Here is a 22245-nt window from a genome sequence, read left to right as displayed (position 1 = left end):
ATCATTTTTTTTGAAATGGGGCATTTTGTGGCTCAGTTTCCAATAATTTTGAGCAGTCGTCTGCGAGTTGCCTTGATGACGGTTAATATCGTTTCGCCCCGGAATGGCTCAGACAACAATAGCCTTGTAATTTGGCTTAAACCCAATTTGAAGTTGCCAGCAACAAGGTGTGCATCGGCAAAGTGACGTAGGCCAAGGTAGCGCCGCCTTTGGAGCTCAATCCGATCGACCGGTCCGCCGTGAGTGCAATTGTACTGATAGCGCTGAATAAGTTGTTCGCGCATCACTTCGGTGTGATTGACCGCAGAGGGGCGGCGAGATAATGAGGTCGGGTGTTGGCGATAAAGGACCAACGCTGCCGCAATTTTTACGAACTCGAACTGGCGCGATGCGCGAACAAGGTACTCCCAGTCATCGGTCTGTTGGTTATCGCAAAGAAATGGCCCCAGCATATCCCAAACAGTGCGGCGAAAAATAATCGTTGATGGGAGCACGAAATTCGTCAATATCATTTTTGGATAAATCCAGCCGCTCAAATCCTTGGATATGTCGGAGTCATTGATTGGTGCGAAGAATTTATCGTCGGCTTCGCCATGCCAAATTTTGAATTCTGAATAGCAAATTCCATACTCAGGGGCTTGTCTTAACTTTTCAACTTGTAGGGCAAGTTTGTTTGGGTGCCAAACATCATCTGCATCAAGCAAGGCAATGAATTCTGAACTGCCGGAAGAGATGGCGATATTCCGACTGGCAGACATGCCTTTATTGGCTTGACTAATGACGCGCACGCGCGGGTCGGTAATGCTGCGCGCCACATCGCAAGTGCTATCGGTTGAGCCGTCATCGACAATAATGACTTCAAAATCGTGAAAGCTAGATGCGAGTACACTATCAATGGTTGCTCGCAAATAGGTGGCTGCGTTATAGGCTGGTATGACGATGGAAACTGCGGGCATATCGTCGGCTTGATGCGTGTAAGGTTGAGTTGACTGTTGATTTGTTGTCGATTTACTGAGTCGATTCTTGTTTTGCCAACTTGTTTCTCAATGTGATGAGATTCAAAACTGCTTGAAATCTATATAGATTGCAGTGATATATTTCGCGCAATTGTTCCGTCCAGCGGGTGTGCCATTCCATCACCTTCCCGTAGAATTCGATTCTCCTGAATTTTTGTTCATCGAATAATTGCTGGAATTCTGTTTGGCGCATCAAGGTAGATGGGGAAACAGCCTTGTAGGATTCGTCGTAAGTGGTTTTGAGAATTACGATGACGTGGCCGTCGTCAATGCAAAGATCCATGGCCACCACTTTGTCTCCGAACCAGTATCGGTACACACGTGCTTGGCCTCGGGCAGCAAAGTTTTCCAACATCTTCCGGTAAAAGCGACCCTGTTGATTCTCGGGATTGATGGCCGTACCGTCAGCCGTCTTCCAGCCAGCGCTTTCAAGTCGGCCGTATTGTTCAATTGCTGTGCCCATCTCGGCGACGGCCTGCAGGCATTCGAGGCGCGGCTCAACTCCTTCGCTTTGGAGTTTGTTGCGTTGCTTTCGGGTGTTTTGTTTGAGATTCTTGCCTCGGGCGTCCCAGTAGGCATCGAAGCTGCCGTTGATATCTACCCACGAGGTTTGGATGTAGTCCTTGCTCCGGCGCTTGATTGAGTCGGTGGGGCGAGGATCGAAATTGGGATCGAGTTGAGTCAGACCCAGGCCCAAGCAGAGCCCGGGTAGCTTGTGCCATAGGCCTGGGGCGGCGAGTTCGATGTCTACTGAGCCATCACTGAGGAAGGCACCTAGCGGTAACTGCGAAGGCTGGAAGGTCTGCCACATGCCCTTGCCTTGCTTGGACAGAATCATGGCGATACGAAGTTGCCCCTCCGCTTGGTACAGGCAAAGCAATTCATCGCCGCGGCCAAAGGCGGTAATGGCCGGTTGAATAAAGCCGGACCGCAAAAAAGGCGCACCCACACGGCCTTGCGCTAGCGTATCCCAGGCCTCGCTGTGCGCCGGGAAATCACGGATGGGGTGAATGGACCAACTCATGCTTCGCCCTCGCTTGATGCGTTTTTTGTTCTAGTGGTGGGGGCATAAACGTTCTTGACCAGGGTCACCATGCGTTGCAATTCATCTGGGGTCAAATCTTGATGGCAAGCTAGTTGCAGGATGTGATGTGACCAAGCGCGGCCGTGGTCGCCATCAATATGGGGCACACCAGGCCAAAGCCGATCCCAGCGCGAAACCGGTAGGCCGAGTCGTCTTAGTTTGAAATAACCAGGATCTGGATCATTGACCCAGAGCGGAAACACATAGGGTGCGCAATCATTTGGCAGAACTGGTATGAGCGGATGAAACTCGGCAGCTCCGGCGAAGGCCGCAGTAAAAAACGCGTACTGCGTGCGGCGCCCGGCCACGATGCGTTCACGCGGAGCACCTTGGGCGACCCAACGGCAAGCCGCAGTCAATTCCTGATGTGACATTCCAAGGTCGATGTCGTAGGCCTCTTGCGCAGGACTTTTTTCTTCTTGTGAGGCCTCAGCCTGGAATTCTGACCGAGCCCCTGATTGCCCGCGCAAGCGGCGCATGCCACGTAAAACCAATTCAAAGGGCAGGGCAAGTCCCTTGAGGCGCCCGTGATGGATACCGGTATGAAGGATGTCGAACGCTGCTTTGATTTCACTCTTTAAGCCGGGCGCGCGGAGAGATTTTTTGCTTTTTGCAGCAGATGGGTTGTTGTTGACTAAGCAACCTCCTTCAGGCACTGGCAGGAATTTCGTCAAACTCGCAATGGCCAAATCTCCCCAACTCCCCACAGGTTTTCCGTCACTGCTTCCAAACAAGGAGTGGGCACAGTCTTCAATCAAGTAGATCCGCTTTTGCGTGCACCAGGTTCGCAGCGTTCCCAATGGTTGAGGCAATCCGAAAAAGTGTGCGGCCAAAACGGCGCGAACGCCGGTCAGATCCTGTGATTCAATCCAGGCTAGATCGGGCGAGCCGTCTGGGTTCAATGGGTAAAAAAATGGGAGAGCCCCACGCAAGCTGATGGGGGCGATCATCGTGGGGCAATGGTAAGTCGGTACCAAGACACGATCCCCAGCGCTGATCTCCAGCATTTCCAGGGCCAACAAAATTGACGCGCGCCCGCTATTCGTATAGCGGGACTCAGGCAAGTCGAGCAAGCAGGCCGTGCCGGAGTTTTTGGCTCCAGAAAAGGTCTGCCAGTCTAAAACGGGAAGGCGAGGAATGGCTGCGTGCATGCTCGGACTAATGGGCGAAAAAGGCTGGAAATGTCCTAAGCTCAAGGGGCTTTGGGGCTCGACGCTGCATCGCCTACTGCGGTGCCGTCTCTTGCGGTCTCGGTCTCTGCCGACTGGACTACTGGGTCTTGCCATTGCCCCGCAGCGATCAATTTTTCGCGCAAATCAGGCTTGTCAAATCCCAATGCGATCGCCCGATGCGCACTCTCCAGTGCCGGACCGTACTCCTTCATTTCGTAGTACGCCAAGCCAATGTTGTAGTGGGTGAAGGCGTTGTCAGCTGCAAGCTGGGTTGCCGAATTGAGTTGGGCTTTCGCCTCCGCCAGGCGGTTCTTCTTGGTTAAGTAGGTGGCATAGATGATGCGAACGATGCTGTCATTGCCTGCAAAGCGGATGGCACGCTCGAAATAGCATTCCACCGGATACTGCAGTCCCGGAGGCGTTTCCGTCTTGAACTTTTCGCCATAACGCATCACCGAAACCAAGGCCCGATGATTGTTGGGGAATGCGCGCAAGGTGTAGGAAAGGTCCGGGCCGGGCGACCCAATTTGACCGCCGGATTGAGCGCCGATCAGGTTTTCGACTCGTGGCGTGAAGTGGGCGCCTTCTACGAGCACTCTTTTTTCGGCGTGGGGTAGTGGGTCGCTACCAGCATTCTTTTGATGATCGGGGCGATAGTCGTAGGGGCCGTAGTGCCCACCTCGAATCGGGCCGCAATTCCCGTTACCGCCGCTCGTCGTTTGAGCATTTACTGCGAAGGCCCAGGACAAACCTGTGATCAACACATACCAGAATTTCAACGTCTTCATAGGTGCGTGACCTCATATGACTTGCCGAGCCTCAGGACAAAGCTCAATGTATGCGCCTGAACCTCCAAACCTGCCGCTCGATCTGAAAAGGTATGGTCGGCGGCGCTCAAGTTCACCCTTTGCACCTTGCTTTGGGCCAGGAGACCTCGCCAGTTGGAGTCAGTGTCGGCATGATCCAAGAACTCCTTTGCCGTCAAGTCCTGGCCGCTAATGATCAATTGGATGTCACCACCGAATCTCCGCCAAGCCTTGGCCATCCGCTCTTGGTAGGGGCGTTCGCTTTTTACCTGTGCAGGTGTGGTGCCCCGTCCCTTTGGGGGGGCCTTGGCCCGGCCAAGAGCCTCGCGGGCATTTCCAAGCAAGTCACTCCAGGCCTTGCGCCCGACGCCTCCACCTAAAAGCTTCTTCCAAAACTCAGGCTGACTTAGCCGCTGCCAGTAGTAGTGTTTAAGCTGCGTTTTGGCCAGGCTGGTGTCAGAGCGCGCCCAGGGGTTGAGCAGTGTCAGGCCTAGGACCCGTGGGTCTTTACTCACGTCGAGGTAGAGCAGGGCGGCTGAGGCGCCATCGCAAAGCCCCCATAGCACTACTTGATCCATACGCCCGTGGGTGTGGGTGAAGAAGGCGTCCATGGCTGCCGCGATGTCGTCGGCGACGGCTTCGAAATCGCGCTGCTCACCTTCCGCATCGCCCATACCGCGATAGTCAAGGCGCAAGGTCGGCACGCCTTGGCTCGCCAATTCACGGGCAAGCAAGGTGAACTGTCTATGGCTACCGCCTCGGTACTGTGGGCCGCCCACAATGACCAACACGCCAGTCTTGATTGTTGAACTGATCGCAGTCGGCTCACTGAGGATGGCCAACATTCGCTCGCCCTGGCAGGGAATGAACAAGGCTTGGTCGCGATAAGCGGCGAGTTTTCCCATCATGCGTTCGCCGGCTCTAAGAGCAGCGCATTCAGACTTGCCTGCAAGAGTGCGGGCGCGTCCTCAATCTCGCTGGTTTGCCAGAACGAGGGGCCTTGCACTTTTTGTGCTTCAACTTGCAGGCCCGCATCCTGCCAGCGCTGCGCTGCAGTTGCCAGGGCAGGCGAGACGTCACCGCCTTCTTGGCTGGTCATTTCCAGAAAAATGGCCCGGCCGCTTTTGCCCGAAGGCGGCAGCAGTGTGGACTTCTCCAGTCCGGAGGCCAGTGCTGGCGAAAGTCCATAACCAGCAATCTCGACGACTTCACCCGCTGCCATTTGGGCCTTTAAGATCTCCATCGCAGCCGCGCCGTTGCCGTCCATTAGGCTACCGGCCAATTTGAGGCGCAGGAACTGTTGAAGCAGCACGCGGCCATTGGCCGGTGGCTGCCAGAACAGGAAGTTGCATGTTTCGTCATCGATCTGTCGCGCCAACTCGCTGGCCAGCAGGCAGCCGACGCGATGCCCCCATAGCCACAAGGGGGTGTTCCGACCACATTGCGTGTCTAGCCATGATTTGGCTTGGTGCAGATCGGCAATCCAATCCTGCCAGCCGGCGTCGCCAAAGTCCCCGGCGCTGTCACCGCAGCCAAACAGATCCAACTGCAGCACAGCAAAACCAGCCGCCGCCAATTGGCGGGCTTGCAGCGCCGCCATGCGGCGCGACTTATTCATCTCTTCAGCAAAGGGATGGAGATGCAGCACCCGGCCGCGTGCCGACCCCTGGGCTGGGTGATAAATGCAAAAGCGTTGGCCCTGACCCTGGTTCGATTCGATAAAGAAGGCCTGGGGTTTGTGCATGGCGGGCGGCTGGGCTTAAGAGTTTGTTCAGGCCAGCTTGGCCGCAACAAAATCGCTCAGGGAGCCGACGCTGGAAAACGTCGCGCCGTCAATCTCGTCATCCGCCACCACAATGCCCAATTGCTCTTCCAGCGCGGTCAGCAGGCTGACGACGGCCATGGAGTCCAACTCCGGCAGCGCACCTAACAGCAAGGTATTGCGGTTGAATGTGGCGCTGCGCCCATTCAAGCTCAGAACTTCGTCGAGGATGCGCAACACGTGCTTTTCAGTAGTCATGGGGTCGAGGTGCCGAAGAGAGGGGCGGTCTTGCTGATTGAGAGACGCCGCATCTTACCCGTGGGATTTTTCAGTTCTGTGCGTGGATGCCCCCCTGATCCGAGGCCCAAACGAGGAAATATTGCGGGAACCTGCACTTGACAAGACGTGGGGTGGGTTAAAAAGTGGCGGGGCCCTCCGGACGAGGGTGGCGCAGCGCCGGCGATACGCTACATTTTGGCGATTTCCTTGGCGTCTCTGCGCAGGATTTCGCCCCCGTTCAACCAGCTATTGACCGCATGACAGCCATCTCTTCGGACGCTCAGCAAGACCTCTCGGTGCTTCTACATGATTTGCCGCTGCTTCAAGCGGCGCGCAGGCCGGCAGCGATTGCCTTGAGCTTTGGCTCGCAGCAGGTGACTTACGCCGAACTGGGCGCGCAGATCGAGGGCTTCGCGGCGGGCTTGATGGCGCTGGGTTTGCCGCGCGCCACGCGCGTTGGCATCTATCTTGAAAAGCGTTTTGAGACCGTGGTGGCCAGCTTCGCGGCGCCGGCGGCGGGCTGCGTTTTCGTGCCGATCAACCCTTTGCTCAAGCCCGAGCAGGTGGGCTTCATCATGGCGGATTGCGGCGTGCAAGTGCTGCTGACGTCGCCCGAGCGGCTGGCCATGTTGCAAGACACCTTGGCCGGGTCGGCTTCCTTGCGCCATGTGCTGCTCACCGGTGCCGGCGATGGCGGGCAGGGTGCAGATGGCAGTGGCGCGGCTGCGCTCGATGCCCGCTTGCGCCTACCTCTTTGGGCCGACTTTGTTGCGACCGCACCGCGCGCCGGCCACCGCGTCATCGACACGGATATGGCCGCCATTCTCTACACCTCGGGCAGCACCGGCCGGCCCAAGGGTGTGGTCTTGTCGCATCGCAATATGGTGGCTGGCGCCAAAAGTGTGGCCTCCTACCTAGAAAACCGGGCGGACGACGTGCTGCTGGCCGCCTTGCCTTTGTCGTTTGATGCGGGTTTTAGCCAGCTCACCACGGCCTTTCATGTGGGCGCGCGGGTGGTCTTGCTGAACTATCTGATGCCGCGCGATGTGCTGCGGGCCATGGAGCGCGAAGGCGTCACCGGCCTGACCGCCGTGCCGCCGCTCTACATCCAGCTCGCGCAACTGGACTGGCCCGCCGCCATCAATGCCAAGCTGCGCTATTTCGCCAATACCGGCGGCCGCATGCCGCGTGAGACGCTGGGCTTGTTGCGCCAGCGCGCGCCCAGCGCCAGCCCGTTCTTAATGTACGGACTTACCGAGGCATTCCGCTCCACCTATTTGCCACCGTCCGAGGTGGACCGCCGGCCGGATTCGATTGGTAAGGCAATTCCTAACGCCGAGATTCTGGTGCTGCGCGAAGACGGCAGCGCTTGCGCGCCGGACGAGGTGGGTGAGTTGGTACATCGCGGCGCCTTGGTGGGCCTGGGCTACTGGAACGATGCCGAGAAAACCGCCGAGCGCTACAAGCTGCTGCCTGCAGGGGCGCCAGGCCGTGAAGCCGGCTTGCAGCTACCCGAGTACGCGGTGTTTTCCGGCGACAACGTGCGCATGGACGCCGAGGGCTATTTGTACTTTGTCGGCCGCCGCGACGAGATGATGAAGACCTCGGGCTATCGCGTCAGCCCCACCGAGGTGGAAGAGATTCTGTACGCCACCCAGTTGGTGGGCGAATGCATCGCTTTTGGCGTTGATCACCCGAACTTGGGCCAGGCGATTCAGGTCATCGTTACCGCGCCGGTGGGCGCCGAGGGCGTGGATTTGCCGGCTTTGCAAGCGCAGTGCCGCCAGCATATGCCGGCCTATATGGTGCCCGCGGGCATCGAGGTCCAGGCGGGGCCCTTGCCTCGTAATCCGAATGGCAAGATCGACCGTAAGCTCTTGGCCGGTCAGTGGCTGGAGCGGCGCGACCAGGCCTGAGCCCCAAACGCTCAATCTCAGCGCATCCATTTTTCTATTGCAGACTCTGATCGAGAACCCTCTCACCATGTCCAGCTCGGCCACTGATAGTCCCATTTCGACTCTCGCACAGAGTCGCCCCGCGCCCGTGCACGCCCCTATGACGCAGTTCGGCCGCGCTGAGGGTGATTTGCTGGTGGGCCAGCAGCCGTTGCGCCGACTGGCCGCGCGGGTGGGGCAAACGCCGTTCTACGCCTACGACCGCGACTTGCTGCGCGCCCGCGTGGCGTTGCTGCGGCAAACCTTGCCGCCCGAAATCAAGCTGCACTACGCGATGAAGGCCAACCCCATGCCCGCCTTGGTGGGCCTGATGGCAGGCTTGGTGGACGGCATTGACGTGGCTTCGGCCGGTGAGTTGAAAGTGGCGCTGGATGTCGGTGCCGACCCGGCCGAGATCAGCTTTGCCGGGCCTGGCAAGCGGGATATCGAGTTGAATCAGGCGGTGGCGGCCGGCGTGCTGGTGAATGTGGAGTCAGCCCGCGAGTTGCCCGTGCTTGCGGCGGCCTCGGCGCGATTGGGCTTGCCCGCGCGTGTAGCGGTGCGCGTCAACCCGGACTTCGAGTTGAAGGGCTCGGGCATGAAGATGGGCGGTGGCCCCAAGCAGTTCGGTGTGGATGCCGAAGACGTGCCCGCGCTGCTGCAGGAGATCGGCCGCCTGGGCCTGGCCTTCGAAGGCTTCCACTTGTTTGCCGGCTCGCAAAACCTGCGTGCCGAGTCGATTTGTGAGGCGCAGCAGAAGTCGTATGAGCTGGCACTGCGCTTGGCGGCTCATGCACCCAGCCCGGTCAAGTTCCTGAATCTGGGGGGCGGTTTCGGCATTCCCTATTTCCCGGGCGAAGCGGCGCTGGATCTGGGGCCGATTGCAGCCAATCTGGCTGAGCTGGTGCAGCGTGCGGCTCAAGATCTGCCCAGCGCTTCGCTTGTGATCGAGTTGGGCCGTTATTTCGTGGGCGAGGCCGGGGTGTACGTGACCCGGGTGGTGGACCGCAAGGTGTCGCGCGGTCAGGTGTTCCTCGTCACTGATGGAGGCTTGAACCACCATCTTTCCGCATCCGGCAATTTCGGCCAGGTCATCCGCAAAAACTATCCGGTCACCATCGTGGCGGACCGTGCGGTGGCTGCGGATGCTGAAACGAACGTACTTGAACTAGCTTCGGTGGTGGGGCCTCTGTGCACGCCGCTGGACTTGCTAGCTGACCGGATGCAATTGCCGCAGGCTGAGATCGGCGATCTGGTCGTGGTGTTTCAATCCGGCGCCTACGGGGCCAGCGCCAGCCCGGCTGGGTTCTTGAGCCAGCCGATGTTTGTCGAAGTGTTGGTCTAACTGCTGGTCTGAGCGGCGTTTTTTTTGCTGCCGCTTCAGCTGATGGCGGGGTAGTCGCCGTAGCCGTCGGGCCAAGGTGTTAGCACCTCGAAGCCGTCGGCGGTCACCGCGACCATATGCTCCCACTGGGCCGACAAGGAGCGGTCTTGCGTGACCACGGTCCAGCCGTCGGCCAATTCACGGATGCCGCGCTTGCCGGCATTGATCATGGGCTCGATGGTGAAGATCATGCCTTCCTTGAGCACCAGGCCCTGGCCGGCCTGGCCGAAGTGGAAGACATGCGGTTCGTCGTGGTAGATGTCGCCGATACCGTGGCCGCCATACTCGCGCACGATGCTGAAGCCTTCGCGGTGCGCCACCGTCTGAATGGCGTGGCCCACATCGCCCAGCCGTGCGCCGGGGCGAACGGTTCGGATCGCGGCGCAGAGGGCTTCGTAGGTAGTGTCGACCAAGCGGCGCGCCAAGGGGCTGATTGCGTCCCCCACGAAGTACATCCGACTGGTGTCGCCGAACCAGCCGTCTTTGATGACGGCCACATCGATATTGATGATGTCGCCCGACTTGAGGATCTTTTTGGCGGAGGGGATGCCGTGGCACACCACCTCGTTGACGGAGGTGCACAGGGTCTTGGTGAAGCCGTGGTAGCCCACATTGGCGGGCGTGACCTTCAAGTCATTGACGATGTAGTCGTGGCAGATGCGGTCCAGGTCTTCGGTGCTGGCACCGGGCTGGACATGGGGCGCGATCATGGCCAGCACTTGGGCTGCCAATTTGCCGGCCTCGCGGGATTTGGCTACCTCGTTGGCGCTGCGAATTTTGATGCTTTTCATTGCAGACCTGCTTTGCTGTTCTTGTCGGATTTATTGGGCTTGTGCGTGGGCGTAACTGTGGGCTGCCGCAACTCACCGGCGCAACAAGCCGCTACGGTGGCGAGATCGAAGCCGCCCGCCTGCTCGGCGCGAATCAATAGCTGGCTGATCTCGCGGTGATCAAGTTCGGGATGCAACTCGGCCACCATGCCGATGCGCATCCAATGCTCGGCTTGCGCATTGATGGAACGCGAGAGCGCATTGCTGGCGACGCGCAGACTCTCATGCATCTGGTCTGAAATTTTGACGATTCCCATGTTGGAAATTATACGATATGCAGATGAAACGTATATTTTCAGGGGCCAGGCAGTCGCGGCAGCGCTGGCCGCGGCAGGCAGAATGCCGGCCATGAATTCGCCAGATAAATCCACCCGCTTGCCCAATGCCGCCTTCTTGATCGCGGAGAACCTGCGCCTAGATGTGGGCGGCGGAGCCTTGCTGGCTGACTTGAGTTTTTCGCTGCACCCTGGCTTGAGTCTGGTACGCGGTGGCGATGGTCGCGGCAAGACCAGCTTGCTGCGTTTGATGGCCGGCGTTTTGGTGCCCAGCAGTGGGCAAGTTCGTCGTGGCGAGGGTATCTCCCTGTACTACCAATGCCCGGAGTCCTCGGAGCACGACGCCATACCAGCACACGCGTGGTTGGCGGCTCTGCGGCCCAACTATCCAGCCTGGCGCGCGTCCGAGGCGCCTGCTTTGATCGAGGCCCTGGGTTTGGCGGAACACATGGCCAAGCCGATGTACATGCTGTCCAGCGGCAGCCGCCGCAAACTCGGCTTGTTGGCCGCGGCGCTCTGTGGGGCTCAACTGCTTCTGCTAGACATGCCTTATGCGGCGCTGGATGGCCGCTCTTGCCGCTGGGTTCATGATTTGCTGGGCGAAGCTGCAGCCGGCCAGACGCAGGCTTGGGTGCTGGCAGATTACGAGTTGCCTGCGGCCTTGGCTGGCCAGAAACTGGCGGCGCTGATTGACTTAGGCGATTGACCCGGGGCTTGTCTACCAAGTCGAGCGATGGTCCTCGGTCACGCCGAGCAGATCGCTGACCGCGTAGGGCGCTGCGTCAGTCGCAGGTTTGACCCAGCCGCTGAAAGTGCCGATGGGCTGGATGTACTGGCTGGCGGCGATGAGCAGATTGCGATTCTGCTGGCGCGCGCCCTCCGGGCTGAAGCTCAGGTCTAGCAGCCCGTCGTCGGTGCTGACGCGCCAGGGCTTGAGCGGCTGTTGGGCATCAAACTCAAAACGCGCTGCGCCGAGGGGAATGAGTTCCCCGTTCAGCCACAAGGCATTCTCATTGCCGCCAAAGTAGCCGTTTTGCAGATTGAAGCCCACGTCTGGCCGGTGCGCGCAGGCCCAGCGCCAGTCGGTGTTGCGGGCCAAGAGGCCGTTGGAGCTGTCAATGCTGGCCCAGGCGTCGTCCAGGGCGAAGGTTTGGCCCTGGACTTGCACCTGGCCGCGCACCGGCAGGGCTGAGCTTTTCTGGGTCGCATGCGCCACTCCACCCGTGCCAATGGCGCCCATGGCCAGCAGCCACGGGGCCGCAGCAGACAGGTCTATTTCTAGCTCCAGGTTCAAGCCAGAGGTTTTGACCTTCACCTGCATGCAATCCGGGGCTTGATGCTCAAAACTCAGATGCGCACCAAGCCCCCGGAACCAAGCCCAGGCACCCGTGACCGGCGCATCGGACAACTGGCATTGCAGGCCGGGCAAGCCGTCCTGACTCCAGTCGGCTAGTAAGCGCTTGTTTTTACGGTCAAAGACATAGGCAAACGCGGTGCAGGTCCAGCCCACATCGACGATGGCCAGGCCAATGAACACCGCTTCATTTCCAAGGCCCAGGTATTGCCAACGCTTGTGATGAAACCGGCGCCAAACTGCTGAGCGCCTGAAAGAGCCGCTCAGCTCTCGCCAGTCGATGTGGGCGATTCGCCCAGCATAGCGGCCGCTGGCAGGGGCGCCATCGGCCACCACGCTGGCGGGTGGTGCGGGCAGGTCGCGAACAGCCCTCATACCAGGCCCTGCAGTCGGGCCTGGACCTTCATGCAACTGTCGTTCAATCCAGCACCACCTGCACCTTGCCCACCGGCACGCGCACCCGTTTGACCGAGGCGACAGGTGTTGTGGGTGCAGCACCAGCGCTCAAGGGCGCCATCTTCTTGAAGTCGCACACCAATTCGGTCTTGCTCAGGTTCACCACGGCATAGCCTTGCGCATTGGAATCGGCATAGCTCAGCCAAGGGTTGTTGGCGCTGGGTGGCTCGCCGGTGGTGGCGTTGGCAAAGGGGTTCATCCGCTTGACCACCTCGGCGGCAGGCACAAAGCCGATCGGGATGCCCAGGGCCTTGGACAAACTGTCGGCGATCAAGAGATACAGCGTCGAGCAAGCCGTCGACTTGCTCGCACCCGACAGACGCGCATTGGTGGCGGCAATGGTGTCACCCATATGGCCATTCAAGGTTTCGTCGAAGGTGTTGATGGGTGCTGTGCTGAGACCCGGTGTGGGCTGCACGGCTGCCAGCGGAATCAAACCAGCGCCGATGGCGCCCATCACCGCCGCCTGGATGGCGGCGGTATTGCTCAGGTCAGTCACGCCCGAGGCCATGGCAATGGCGGCCGAGAGCATCTGGATGGCGATGTCCTCGCAAGCCACTTCATTGACCACCACCAGGGGCTTCACGGCCGCAAAAGCCGGTGAGCTGGCTGCGCCCACAAAGTAGCTGAAGAGCGAGTTGCTGGAGATGCCCGCCGTCACCAGGTCCACCATCACCGGCTTGGGGCTGGCGGCATTGAAGTCGTCCATCACGGTGCCGGCAAAGAAGGCGTGAATGTCGCCCGTGACGGCCACCACATTGCTGATCTTGTTCGTAGCCAGGTGGGCCATCAGCTGCTTGCGCTCGCCGTTATAGCCGTCCCATTGGTCGGCATTCAGCACAAAGCGGGTCTTCAGTGCGGCCGGTGCGGTGGGCAGCTTGGCACCATCCACAATCATCTTCAGTAGCGAGGTCTCATTGCCCCAGATCTTCCACAAGGCGGTGGAGCTCTTCATCGTCTCCATCCACCACTGGCGCTGTGCGGTGCCCAGCACGCTGACCAAGGTCATCTCGTCGGGCAGGCCAAGCTTCTTGGCGGCGTCGATCTTCTGCGCTTCGATGCCGGCCAGGGTGGCCTCGGGCACCATATAGCGGGCGCCAATCTGGCCCAGCGGTTTGCCGTCCAGGGGGCTGGGCGCTGCTTCGGGAATCAGGTGGTCGGCGCGGTAGAGGCGCTGGTCCGTCATCACCAGATGCATCAGCTTGCCGAACTTCAGGTCACGGTAGATGCGGATATTGCTGATGCCGTAGCCGGCATCCAGCGTGAAGCTGATGTCGGCCGGCATGAACTCGAACCAGGCCTGGCTGGCGGAGAGGCGGCGCGAGGTCTGAACGGTGTTGTCCGCCGCGCCCGTGCCGGCATTGAAGCTGCCGTTGTCGTAGGTGGAGCGGTCTTGCCAGCAGTCGTCAGAGAACTCGTGATCGTCCCAGATGGCGACGAAGGCGAAGCGCTCGTGCAAGGCTTGCAGGCGCGGGTCGCTGCGATAGCGCTTGTACAGATAGCGGTAGTCGGCCAGGCTGCTGGCATATTTGCCGCCGCTGGGCAGGCTCACGCCATTGGGCAAGATCAGGGCGCTGTGGGCGGCTTCCACGCCACCGGCTTGGTAGTCGGCGCCAACGGCCTCGTAGATGTAGTCGCCCAGGTGGACGACGAAGTCGATGTCTTCCTTTACCAGGCTGCTCAAGCCGGCCCAGTGGTTGACGCTCCAGTCCTGGCAGGCCATATAGGCGAACTTCAGGTTGCTGATGTCGGCGTCGGCCGCGGGCGCGGTCTTGAAGCGGCCGACCTTGGAACGCGAGTCACCGGCGGTGAACTGGTAGTAGTAGGTGGTGCCCGATTGCAGGCCGCGGATACGGTGGCGCAAGGTGTTGTCGTAGAGGGCGTAAACCGGTACTTCGACATCGCTGGTGAGGCTGCCGCTCAGCGCCGTGTCGCTGCCCAGGGCGGCCGCGTTGTCGGCGCTGCTGATGCGCAGGCGCACGCTGAAGTTGGCGGGCGTGCCGGCGCTCAGGATGTCATCAGCCGCGGCCGGCACCACGCGAGCCCACAGCAGGGCGCCGTCGCTTTTGGGGTCGCCCGAGGCCACGCTTTGCGGGAACTTGTAGGCGCCGGTAGCAGCCGGGGTGGCGGGCACGGGCTGGTCGGTGCCAGGGAAGGTGGGCGGCAGGGGCACGATGGCCTCGCCGTCTGAGCCGCCGCCGCAGCCGCTCAAGCCTGTGAGTACTGACGAGGCGGTGATGAGGGCGCCAGCTTGCGCGACCGATTTGCGAAGAAAACTGCGTCTGTCCATGATGGCCTCCTGGGGGTCAGAATTGATAGTTCAGCTGCACGCCGAAGGTCTTGGCGGTGCTTTCGTAATTGCCGCGCACGGTGGAGTAAGCGCAGCTGCAGGGCTGAATGCCGGCGCCGTCGTCGGTGGCGCTCATCGGTGCATCCTTGAGCTTCACATAGCCGAAGGACAGGTCCACGCTGGCTTGCTTGTTGATCGCGATATTGGCGCCCAGGGCATACCAGGTGCGGTCGGAGTCAGGCAGCGCGGGGCTGCGATACACCGCGTCCACCGGGGACTTGTCGTAAGACACGCCCGCGCGCAGCATCAGCGCCGGGCTGACGCGCCAGTTGGCACCAGCCGACAGGCGCCAGGAGTCCTTCCAATGCTCAGCGGTCACCGACGGTGCTGCCGTGCTGTCAAAGTCAATGCGCAGAGTTTGCAGCAGCGAATAGCGGTACCAGGTGGCATCCGCCATCACGGCGAAGCGGCTGTCGATCTGGTGGAAAGCGTGCATGGACAGCGAGTCGGGTGTTTTGACCGACAGCGAAGCGCCCGAATCATTGTGATCAAGCTTGCTGTGGCCATCGCCCGGTTTGCCGGTGATGGCAGCCAGCACGGTGGGCGGCAGGGTGCTGGGCTGCGTCCAGTCGGCATTGCCCTTGAGCGTATGCGCAATGCTGCCGCGCCAGGCCAGGCCCAGCCGGGTTTGCTCGCTCAGTTCCCACATCAAGGCGAGGTTGGGGCCAAAAGCCCAGCTATCGCCCTTCACGCGGATGGAGCCGTCGAAGGAGGCGTCGCCGAAGACCTGTGCGGCCTGTTGGCGCAGCTGCAAGGCCAGGCCCGGTGCGCCGCCCACTGCGGCCTGCTGTGCCGCGGCCAGCAAACCGCTGGCATAGACGGAGCCATAGGGCACGGCGCGGGTCAGATCACCCTCCATGCGCTGGGCCGTGATGCCGAAGGCCAGAGACACGGCCTTGCTGGGCTTCCACGCCACATTGGGGTTGAAGGCGATGGACTTCAGGTCGACCGCATTGAGGTTGTAGCGGCCGCCCCAGGACGGCGCGTATTCCAGCTTGGCGCCAAAAGGCACAAACATGCCGGCGCCGAAGCTCAAGGTGTCGGAGTATTGGTAGCTGGCGTATAGATGAGGCACCACCGCCGTGCTGGTGATGGCTTGGGTGTCGCCGGCGCGCGAGATCGGCACGGGCTGAAAGCCCGAACCCGGCAGGGAAACAAAGGAGCCTTGATCGACAAACTTGATGTCTGCTTTGACATAGTCGATCACGCCCGAGAAGCGCAGGCCTGACAGGCGCGTGATGGCTGCGGGGTTGGCAAACAGCGCGCTGGCGTCCTCGCCCTCAGCGCCATTGGCGTTGGCCGTGCCTTCGCCTGAGGCACTTTGCGTGCCGAAGCGGTAGCCGGCTGCCTGGGCTTGGTCCAGAGGCATGAAAAACGCCAGGCCGCTGGCAATCAAGGCGGCCAAAACATGTTGGCGGGGGAGGGCGTGAGCCTGAATGGGTCTGGCCATGGGGTGGTCTCCTGCGAGTGGGGGTCAAGCCGCTTTGGTTTAAAAAATGAACGCTGGGGCGGCTTGAGCTTGACGTAAAAACTTGCGGTTTTGAATTGGCTTTAACGTGGGTTTAGCGTGGGTTTAAGCGTAATTCAGTGGCAGGACGGCAGAGTCAGCTGATTGATCCAGTCTTTCACCAAGGCGTTGCCTTCGGTGTGATTGACGTGGCGGCCGATCACCGGCATCACATCACCGGTCGTGGTGTGGCTGATGCGATAGAGCAGCAGGGATGCATCCGCCTGGCCGGGCTCAATGCCATACATATACGGCGCGCCAGGGCCGCCATAGGCCAGGGGCTTCTTGCACACGCCCCACTGCGAGGTGGAGGGGCTGGTGGTGCCCACCGTGTTGATGTCCAGCATCAGGCCGGTCTGGAAGGCGGCGCCGCGTGAGCTGTGGCAATGGGCGCAGTTGACGTCCAGATAGGCCTTGGCGCGGGCTTCCACGGTTTGCGTGGTGTCGCGCCAATCCGCGTTGGCCGGCACGTTGGCGATGCCGGGGAAGCCCGACAGCAGCTTCAACTCATCCCAGTACACCAGCTGGTTCTTGGTGAGGCTGGCACTGTAGGCATAGGACTTGTTCAAATTGCGTGGCTTGGGGCCGATGGGCAAGATGCCCTGTCCGCCGGCCGACTGGGTGGCGTGGCATTGCTGGCAGCTCTGCGCGTTGGGCACACCGTAAACGAACTTCTCATTCGCGCCGGCGGCACCCACCAGTTCGAGCTTGACATCGGCGCCGCCGATTTTCAGCTTGGCCTCTTTCTGATCCGCATCCCACAGATAGGGCAGGCCAGACCAAGTGCCGTTGGGCTGCAAGACCAGCACCCGTGTCTCAACCAAAACGTTGGTGGCCAGATCAATCGAGTCCCCTTGCACGGTTTGAGTTTGCCGCGCCACCGCCTGGTAGGCGGCATCGGTGCCGGTGGCCTTGGGGTAGTAGAAGGTCTTCATCATGGCCGAACCGATCGGGAATTCGATCGAGCCATCGGCCTTGTAAGTGATTTGCTTGCCCGGCGGCACATAGAGCGCGCGCAGCTTGAAGGAATAGTCCGAGAACAGCGGGGTGTTGAGGTCGTAGGGCACGACGTTCTTGTTCAAGCTGAGCTTCTTGCCGTCGCTGATGACAAAGTGCCAATCCGAGAGTTTGTCCGGCGCGGTGCTTTGCTCGAAGATTTTGACCGAGGGCTCGCTCGGCGCTGTGGGCGTGACGGGAGGCGTAGGCCTTTCGCTGGTCGTGTTGTCGCTGCCACCGCAGCTGATGAGCAGGCCCGTGCTCAGGGTGGCTGCGGCGATCCAGGCGAGTTGCTTGGGCTTCATGGTCTTGACTCTCATCTTGTTGTCTCCTGATGGGGCGGCGGCGTTTGGCTTAGCTCTCATTCCCACATGGCGAGGGCACTTGCCGCTTTGTGCTCATGTGGGCGAGACGTTGGCGATACCGAAACGCGGCCGCGCGTTGCAGAAATATTGCTTCAGTGCTGGATGCAATCCTGGGCCACTGACTCAGGGCAAACCGGTTACCGCCGGCATGCTGATGCTGCAGTTCATGCGTTCGGGGAAGGGGAAGATGGGTGAGCTGGACAAGCCTTGCATCAGCGCCACCAGATCCAGGTCGATGTTCTCGTAAGAAATCTGGCCCGGCACGGTCAGCGTGTCGATGACGTTATTCTTCGAGCACACCTGCAGATTACCCGTGTACTTGCCGCCCTGACCCTGGCTGCCGGTAGTGCCGGTGGCCACGTCCACGATGCCGTCCCAGACCACGGCGGGCAAGCGCTGGGGCAGGTTGTTGCTCTTCAGATAGGCGAACAGGCCGTCCACCAAGGGGCCCAGGTTGGCCGGATCAGCAAACTCCGCCGTTGGTGAGCTGCCGAAATCGGTGATCTTGTTGTTGTGGGCGTAGAAGCCGCGCAGATGCGGGTCGTAGACCTTGGGGTCGTAGGCAAACTGGGTGGCCTGGAAGCTGATGGCCAGCACGGCGGCCGTCTTGTGCTTGGTGATGGTGTTGTCATGCACCTCGGTGTTTTGCGAGGCCAGCACCATCACGCCGGTGCCGGGTGGCACGGCGGTGACGAAGCCGGTGGCATTGGCGGCCGTGGGCAGGTTGTTGTCAATGATTCTGTTGTTGCGAACGATGGTGCCGTCGTTGGTGGCGAAGCGGTAGGTGCCGGGCAGAGCGAACACCAGAATGCCGCCGGTGTTGTCGTGCACATAGTTCTGCTCGACGATGGCATTGCGTGAGTTCTCGATCTCGATGCCGGCGACGTTGTAGTAAACGTCATTGCCCACCACGCGAATATTCTTCGACTGGCCTACATAGACCCCGGCATCCCGGGTGCCGATGGCCTTGCTGTTGATGATGGTCACGTTGTCGCAGGCCACCGGGTAGAGGCCGTAGGCCATGCGCGAGGTCTTGACCGGGTCGGTGGTCCACTCGGCGCGCACCGTGTCCATCAGCACGTCAGTGGAGTTGGAAATCATGATGGCGTCGCCCACCGCGTCCTCCACCGCAAATTTGCGCAAGGTCACGGTCTTGACGAAGCGCGCCTCCAGCCCGTTGGTCTCGGCGGCGTCCTTGAAGGACAAGATGGTGTTGCTGGCGGGATCGGCGCCATTGCCAGCGCCCAGCACGGTGACGTTGTTGACGCTCAGTTTGAGCGTTCGGTTGAACACGTACTTGCCCGCCGGCAAGGTGATGGTGTCGCCTTCGCGAGCGCGGAAGAAGATCGTGTTGAGATCTTCGGAGTTCATCTGAGCCGGGGTGACCACGGTGCCAGCCACGGCCGCCGGTGGCGCCGGCGCCGGAGCTGCCGGCGTGACTGGTGCGGGTGCAGGGGTGAGGGTGGAGCTGCCTCCACCGCAAGCCGCGAGTCCCAAGGAAAACGCGGCCACCAACCAAGGCGAGCGAGGGTTTCTCATCAGATCATTCCTTCTTTGGGTGCGTGACGGCCAATCGACAATGATCGACCTTGTTTCGCGAACAGCGTGGACGGCTGAACTTGTCTAGTTTTGAGGAGTACGAGCTGGCTGGATTATTTGGTGTGCTAACTGTTCTTGCTTTGTCACAATCTGCCACGCCGCAGTCAATTCGCGACAATTAAGGTGAAACACTTAGGCTTGTAGCGCGCTGGAGAGACGCGCTGCATCGTGCAGCCTAGAACCCTCAAAAAAGAAGAATGATCAATCGCAAGCCAACCGCACCATCTCGCTATGCCGGGCTGATGCTGAATCTGCTGGAGTCCTGGGGCATCCCCCGGGAGCGCGTGCTGGCGTGCGCCGGCATGGATCCGGCCGAGTTCTTGCGCAAGCAAGGCAATCTGCGCATCACGCTGGAAGAAACCGAGCGCATCTATGTGGCTGCCGCCGAACTCAGCGGCCGCGGCGATCTGGGCTTTGAATTCGGTCAAATGCTGACGCCGACGTCCCACGGTTTGCTGGGCTACGGCTTGATCGGCTGCCCGGACATCAACGCGGTGTGGAGCCTGGCGATACGCCAGCAGTTCCACCTGACCGCAGCCTTTAGCATCAGCTATCGGCGCAGCGACAAACTCGGCCGCACCGAGTTTTCGCCGGTCGGGCCCATGAGCCAGGACCGTGTCGCTTTCTATCAAGAGGTGTTGGCTGTGGCCACCCACACCACTTTGAAACTGCTGCTGGGGGAGCGCATGCTGCCTTGTGATATCCGGCTCTCGATGCCGGAGCCCAAGCATCTGGACCGCTATCTGGCTTTGCAACCGACGCGCTTTCATTTCAATGCGGATGCGCCGCCGGGGGTGGTGGTCTGCATGGACGCCGCCTTTCTCGCCCTGCCTTTGCCCATGCCATCGCGCGACATCGTCGCCAGCGTTGAGCAGCAATTGAACAAGCAGACCCCGGGCGCCGAACCCGAGGAGTCCTGGATCAGCGTGGTCAGCAAAATCATGAATCAGGCCGAGGTATGGCCTGTCAGCTTGAAGGGCGTGGCTGCGCAGCTGGGTGTGTCAGAGCGCACCATCGACCGCCGCCTCAAGCAAGAGGGTGTGCTGTTCAGCGAGTTGCATGACGGCCTCTGGCTGGATCGCGCTTGCGCGCTGCTGAGCAATGGCCGCGTGACGGTGGCCGAAGTGGCCGAGCGCCTGGGCTATTGCGATACCGCCAACTTCAGCCGCGCCTTTCGCCGCCGCACACAGAAATCACCGAGCGAGTACCGCAGCGAGCATCTCTGATGTGAGTGGCTTGCCTGGCTGGCTGAACGAAGTTTCCAGACCCGCCGGGCAAACTTGCTGGACGTGTGTGGCTTGATCTTGGCGGCTTGGGCAAAAAGTGAAACGCGTGGAGTAACTGCGCGGGGTATTCGCGCTTGGAAATAGGAAAAGCCCTGAAACGCGACGTCAACAACTTGACTGCATTTCAGGGCTTCTAATCCACTGGCGGAGAGGGCGGGATTCGAACCCGCGGTGGGGATAAACCCACACACGCTTTCCAGGCGTGCGACTTAAACCGCTCATCCACCTCTCCGAAGCCCGCTATGATAGCTCAGTTTTTGTGCCCGAAAGGAAACTTGGTGAAGTTTCCTGAAAATAGTGGGCCGGGCGTTCTGGTCGGCAGGGGAACTTACTTGGCTTGTTTGCCGCGCATCAATGCCATGGCGGTGCCAATCAGGCCGGAGACCTCGGACATATTGCCCGGCACGATCATGGTGTTGTTCTTCTGGGCCAGTTGGGCGTAGGCGTCCACGGCCTTCTCGGCCACCTTGAGTTGCACGGCTTGGTCGCCGCCCGGCAGCTGAATCGCAGCGGCCAGCTTCTCGATGGCGCCGGCGGTGGCGTCGGCCACGGCGGTGATGGCGGCGGCATTGCCGGCGGCCTTGTTGATTTCGGCCTGCTTCTCGCCTTCGGAGCGGGCAATGGCGGCTTCGCGCTCGCCGGTGGCGATATTGATCTGCTCTTGGCGGCGACCTTCCGAGGCGGCGATCAGGGCGCGCTTTTCCCGCTCGGCGGTGATTTGGGCTTGCATGGAGTGCAAGATGGCCGGCGGCGGGGTCAGATCCTTGATTTCATAGCGCAGCACCTTGACGCCCCAGTTCAGGGCGGCTTCGTCCAGTGCCTCGACCACGGTGGTGTTGATGATGGCGCGCTCTTCAAAGGTGCGGTCCAACTCCATGCGGCCAATCACCGAGCGCAGCGTGGTTTGCGCCAGCTGGGTGATGGCGACGATGTAGTTGCTGGCGCCGTAGCTGGCGCGCATGGCGTCGGTGACTTGGAAGTACAGGATGCCGTCCACGGTGAGCTGGGTGTTGTCCTTGGTGATGCAAACTTGGCTGGGTACATCCAGCGGGATTTCTTTGAGCGAATGCTTGTAAGCCAAGCGGTCAATGAAAGGCAGCAGGAAGTTCAGACCCGGGGTGAGGGTGGCGTGGTACTTGCCCAGGCGCTCCACCACCCAGGCGTTTTGCTGCGGCACCACCTTGATCGATTGCACGATGAAGACGATGGCGATGATCAGCAGAATGAATGCGATTTCCATGATTGTTCCGATTCCCTCTGTGTTGTTGTGTGGTGGTCGTTGATCAGTGATCGAGCATTAGGCGGCTGCCTTCGATGGCGCGAATGGTGTAGCGGCCCGCCGCCGGCGCACCAGTGCCGGCAAAGCGTGCTTGCCACTCGGCGCCGCGGTACTGCACTTGGGTGCTGCCGTCGGCGTGCCAATGTTTGACTTGCACGCTCTGGCCGATGTCCATCAGTACATCCGGGTTGGCATTGGCGGGCAGGGCTCGTGCACCCATGCTGCGCTTGCGATGCCACAGCACGACGGCGGCGCCGCCTACGCCAGCTGCGGCCACCATCTGCGCGCTGCCGCCCAGGCCGAGGTGGGCGGCGATGGCGCCAGCCGCACAGCCAATTGCCAGCATCAGCAGGTAAAAGCTGCCGGTGCCCAGCTCGATAGCCACCAATAGGCCAGCGGCAATCCACCAGGCGGTGGACAAAGTCATCTCCATGTCATGCCTCCACAGTCATCATGAAAAGCAGTGTAAGCCGGGCCCTGCAGAATGGCCGGAGATGGCATTGGAGTTCTA

General features: G+C 60.6%; 20 protein-coding genes and 1 tRNA gene. 4 read left to right on the top strand and 17 right to left on the bottom strand.

What is annotated here, in order from left to right; translation table 11 throughout:
* Positions 1-32 precede the first annotated feature (32 nt).
* From AT984_RS08750 to AT984_RS08725, 7 genes are read right to left on the bottom strand one after another with little or no spacing between them, the layout of a single operon-like run.
* Positions 33-956 (bottom strand): glycosyltransferase family 2 protein, encoded by a 924-nt coding sequence (locus AT984_RS08750; RefSeq protein WP_058719771.1) that lies wholly within the window; start codon positions 954-956, stop codon positions 33-35.
* A 52-nt stretch (positions 957-1008) separates the two neighbouring features.
* Positions 1009-2040, bottom strand: a complete 1032-nt coding sequence (locus AT984_RS08745) for a GNAT family N-acetyltransferase (RefSeq protein WP_058719770.1) — start codon at positions 2038-2040, stop codon at positions 1009-1011.
* The gene (locus tag AT984_RS22460; RefSeq protein WP_197418286.1) at positions 2037-3251 is read right to left on the bottom strand and encodes a DegT/DnrJ/EryC1/StrS family aminotransferase; all 1215 of its coding nucleotides are present in this window, start codon (positions 3249-3251) and stop codon (positions 2037-2039) included. The genes AT984_RS08745 and AT984_RS22460 overlap by 4 nt, the downstream gene beginning before the upstream one ends.
* Before the next feature lie 41 nt (positions 3252-3292).
* Positions 3293-4060, bottom strand: coding sequence for a tetratricopeptide repeat protein (locus AT984_RS08740; protein WP_058719769.1), 768 nt, complete (start codon positions 4058-4060; stop codon positions 3293-3295).
* Positions 4057-4986 (bottom strand): hydrolase 1, exosortase A system-associated, encoded by a 930-nt coding sequence (locus AT984_RS08735; protein ID WP_058719768.1) that lies wholly within the window; start codon positions 4984-4986, stop codon positions 4057-4059. Before AT984_RS08735 ends, AT984_RS08740 begins: the two co-directional genes overlap by 4 nt.
* Positions 4983-5822 (bottom strand): hydrolase 2, exosortase A system-associated, encoded by an 840-nt coding sequence (locus AT984_RS08730; RefSeq protein ID WP_058719767.1) that lies wholly within the window; start codon positions 5820-5822, stop codon positions 4983-4985. Before AT984_RS08730 ends, AT984_RS08735 begins: the two co-directional genes overlap by 4 nt.
* Positions 5823-5849: 27 nt before the next feature.
* The gene (locus AT984_RS08725; protein ID WP_058719766.1) at positions 5850-6098 is read right to left on the bottom strand and encodes an acyl carrier protein; all 249 of its coding nucleotides are present in this window, start codon (positions 6096-6098) and stop codon (positions 5850-5852) included.
* Between the two features lie 278 nt (positions 6099-6376).
* Between AT984_RS08725 and AT984_RS08720 the strand changes: the two genes are divergently transcribed.
* Positions 6377-8035, top strand: a complete 1659-nt coding sequence (locus AT984_RS08720; protein WP_058719765.1) for an acyl-CoA ligase (AMP-forming), exosortase A system-associated — start codon at positions 6377-6379, stop codon at positions 8033-8035.
* Positions 8036-8174: 139 nt separating this feature from the next.
* Positions 8175-9398, top strand: a complete 1224-nt coding sequence (locus AT984_RS08715) for a pyridoxal-dependent decarboxylase, exosortase A system-associated (RefSeq protein WP_231741596.1) — start codon at positions 8175-8177, stop codon at positions 9396-9398.
* Positions 9399-9433: 35 nt separating this feature from the next.
* Here the strand turns inward: AT984_RS08715 and map are convergent, their stop codons facing one another.
* Together map and AT984_RS08705 are read right to left on the bottom strand one after the other, a co-directional pair.
* The gene (gene map / locus AT984_RS08710) at positions 9434-10228 is read right to left on the bottom strand and encodes a type I methionyl aminopeptidase (protein ID WP_058719763.1); all 795 of its coding nucleotides are present in this window, start codon (positions 10226-10228) and stop codon (positions 9434-9436) included.
* Positions 10225-10524, bottom strand: a complete 300-nt coding sequence (locus AT984_RS08705) for a ParD-like family protein (RefSeq protein WP_058719762.1) — start codon at positions 10522-10524, stop codon at positions 10225-10227. The genes map and AT984_RS08705 overlap by 4 nt, the downstream gene beginning before the upstream one ends.
* A 91-nt stretch (positions 10525-10615) precedes the next feature.
* Here AT984_RS08705 and AT984_RS08700 point away from each other — a divergent pair, with 91 nt between their 5' ends.
* A complete protein-coding gene (locus AT984_RS08700) occupies positions 10616-11248 on the top strand; it encodes an ABC transporter ATP-binding protein (RefSeq protein ID WP_058719761.1) in 633 nt (210 codons plus the stop codon).
* A gap of 12 nt (positions 11249-11260) precedes the next feature.
* On the opposite strand, the gene AT984_RS08695 is transcribed toward AT984_RS08700, so the two are convergent.
* The 5 genes from AT984_RS08695 to AT984_RS08675 all read right to left on the bottom strand — a co-directional run bounded on the left by AT984_RS08695 (position 11261) and on the right by AT984_RS08675 (position 19109).
* A complete protein-coding gene (locus AT984_RS08695) occupies positions 11261-12271 on the bottom strand; it encodes a DUF2804 domain-containing protein (RefSeq protein ID WP_058719760.1) in 1011 nt (336 codons plus the stop codon).
* 43 nt (positions 12272-12314) lie between these two features.
* Entirely contained in the window at positions 12315-14642 is a 2328-nt protein-coding gene (locus tag AT984_RS08690; RefSeq protein ID WP_082679890.1) for an alkaline phosphatase D family protein, read from the bottom strand.
* Between the two features lie 16 nt (positions 14643-14658).
* Positions 14659-16152, bottom strand: a complete 1494-nt coding sequence (locus AT984_RS08685) for an OmpP1/FadL family transporter (RefSeq protein ID WP_082679889.1) — start codon at positions 16150-16152, stop codon at positions 14659-14661.
* A gap of 134 nt (positions 16153-16286) precedes the next feature.
* A complete protein-coding gene (locus tag AT984_RS08680) occupies positions 16287-17525 on the bottom strand; it encodes an SO2930 family diheme c-type cytochrome (RefSeq protein ID WP_197418285.1) in 1239 nt (412 codons plus the stop codon).
* Positions 17526-17693: 168 nt separating this feature from the next.
* A complete protein-coding gene (locus AT984_RS08675; RefSeq protein ID WP_082679887.1) occupies positions 17694-19109 on the bottom strand; it encodes a parallel beta-helix domain-containing protein in 1416 nt (471 codons plus the stop codon).
* 257 nt (positions 19110-19366) lie between these two features.
* On the opposite strand from AT984_RS08675, the gene AT984_RS08670 reads away from it, so the two are divergent.
* Complete coding sequence (locus AT984_RS08670; protein ID WP_058719755.1) at positions 19367-20395, top strand: AraC family transcriptional regulator; 1029 nt, start codon at positions 19367-19369, stop codon at positions 20393-20395.
* A gap of 202 nt (positions 20396-20597) precedes the next feature.
* Here AT984_RS08670 and AT984_RS08665 read toward each other — a convergent pair.
* From AT984_RS08665 to AT984_RS08655, 3 genes are all read right to left on the bottom strand, one after another.
* Positions 20598-20687, bottom strand: a tRNA-Ser gene (locus AT984_RS08665).
* A gap of 96 nt (positions 20688-20783) precedes the next feature.
* Positions 20784-21695 (bottom strand): SPFH domain-containing protein, encoded by a 912-nt coding sequence (locus AT984_RS08660; RefSeq protein WP_058719754.1) that lies wholly within the window; start codon positions 21693-21695, stop codon positions 20784-20786.
* A gap of 43 nt (positions 21696-21738) precedes the next feature.
* Positions 21739-22167 carry an NfeD family protein gene (locus AT984_RS08655; protein WP_082679886.1) on the bottom strand — a complete coding sequence of 143 codons (429 nt, stop codon included), beginning with the start codon at positions 22165-22167 and terminating at the stop codon, positions 21739-21741.
* Between the last annotated feature and the right edge of the window lie 78 nt (positions 22168-22245).

The organism is Paucibacter sp. KCTC 42545 (genome assembly GCF_001477625.1).
Classification (GTDB): domain Bacteria; phylum Pseudomonadota; class Gammaproteobacteria; order Burkholderiales; family Burkholderiaceae_C; genus Paucibacter_A.
Note: the sequence above shows the minus strand (reverse complement) of the source record. Positions and strands in the feature narration are given on the sequence as shown.

Bases quoted from the DNA above. Each gene is read 5' to 3' on its own strand.
- AT984_RS08750 (WP_058719771.1), bottom strand. From the start codon at position 956: ATGCCCGCAGTTTCCATCGTCATACCAGCCTATAACGCAGCCACCTAT.
- AT984_RS08745 (WP_058719770.1), bottom strand. From the start codon at position 2,040: ATGAGTTGGTCCATTCACCCCATCCGTGATTTCCCGGCGCACAGCGAG.
- AT984_RS22460 (WP_197418286.1), bottom strand. From the start codon at position 3,251: ATGCACGCAGCCATTCCTCGCCTTCCCGTTTTAGACTGGCAGACCTTT.
- AT984_RS08740 (WP_058719769.1), bottom strand. From the start codon at position 4,060: ATGAAGACGTTGAAATTCTGGTATGTGTTGATCACAGGTTTGTCCTGG.
- AT984_RS08735 (WP_058719768.1), bottom strand. From the start codon at position 4,986: ATGATGGGAAAACTCGCCGCTTATCGCGACCAAGCCTTGTTCATTCCC.
- AT984_RS08730 (WP_058719767.1), bottom strand. From the start codon at position 5,822: ATGCACAAACCCCAGGCCTTCTTTATCGAATCGAACCAGGGTCAGGGC.
- AT984_RS08725 (WP_058719766.1), bottom strand. From the start codon at position 6,098: ATGACTACTGAAAAGCACGTGTTGCGCATCCTCGACGAAGTTCTGAGC.
- AT984_RS08720 (WP_058719765.1), top strand. From the start codon at position 6,377: ATGACAGCCATCTCTTCGGACGCTCAGCAAGACCTCTCGGTGCTTCTA.
- AT984_RS08715 (WP_231741596.1), top strand. From the start codon at position 8,175: ATGACGCAGTTCGGCCGCGCTGAGGGTGATTTGCTGGTGGGCCAGCAG.
- map (WP_058719763.1), bottom strand. From the start codon at position 10,228: ATGAAAAGCATCAAAATTCGCAGCGCCAACGAGGTAGCCAAATCCCGC.
- AT984_RS08705 (WP_058719762.1), bottom strand. From the start codon at position 10,524: ATGGGAATCGTCAAAATTTCAGACCAGATGCATGAGAGTCTGCGCGTC.
- AT984_RS08700 (WP_058719761.1), top strand. From the start codon at position 10,616: ATGAATTCGCCAGATAAATCCACCCGCTTGCCCAATGCCGCCTTCTTG.
- AT984_RS08695 (WP_058719760.1), bottom strand. From the start codon at position 12,271: ATGAGGGCTGTTCGCGACCTGCCCGCACCACCCGCCAGCGTGGTGGCC.
- AT984_RS08690 (WP_082679890.1), bottom strand. From the start codon at position 14,642: ATGGACAGACGCAGTTTTCTTCGCAAATCGGTCGCGCAAGCTGGCGCC.
- AT984_RS08685 (WP_082679889.1), bottom strand. From the start codon at position 16,152: ATGGCCAGACCCATTCAGGCTCACGCCCTCCCCCGCCAACATGTTTTG.
- AT984_RS08680 (WP_197418285.1), bottom strand. From the start codon at position 17,525: ATGAGAGTCAAGACCATGAAGCCCAAGCAACTCGCCTGGATCGCCGCA.
- AT984_RS08675 (WP_082679887.1), bottom strand. From the start codon at position 19,109: ATGAGAAACCCTCGCTCGCCTTGGTTGGTGGCCGCGTTTTCCTTGGGA.
- AT984_RS08670 (WP_058719755.1), top strand. From the start codon at position 19,367: ATGATCAATCGCAAGCCAACCGCACCATCTCGCTATGCCGGGCTGATG.
- AT984_RS08660 (WP_058719754.1), bottom strand. From the start codon at position 21,695: ATGGAAATCGCATTCATTCTGCTGATCATCGCCATCGTCTTCATCGTG.
- AT984_RS08655 (WP_082679886.1), bottom strand. From the start codon at position 22,167: ATGGAGATGACTTTGTCCACCGCCTGGTGGATTGCCGCTGGCCTATTG.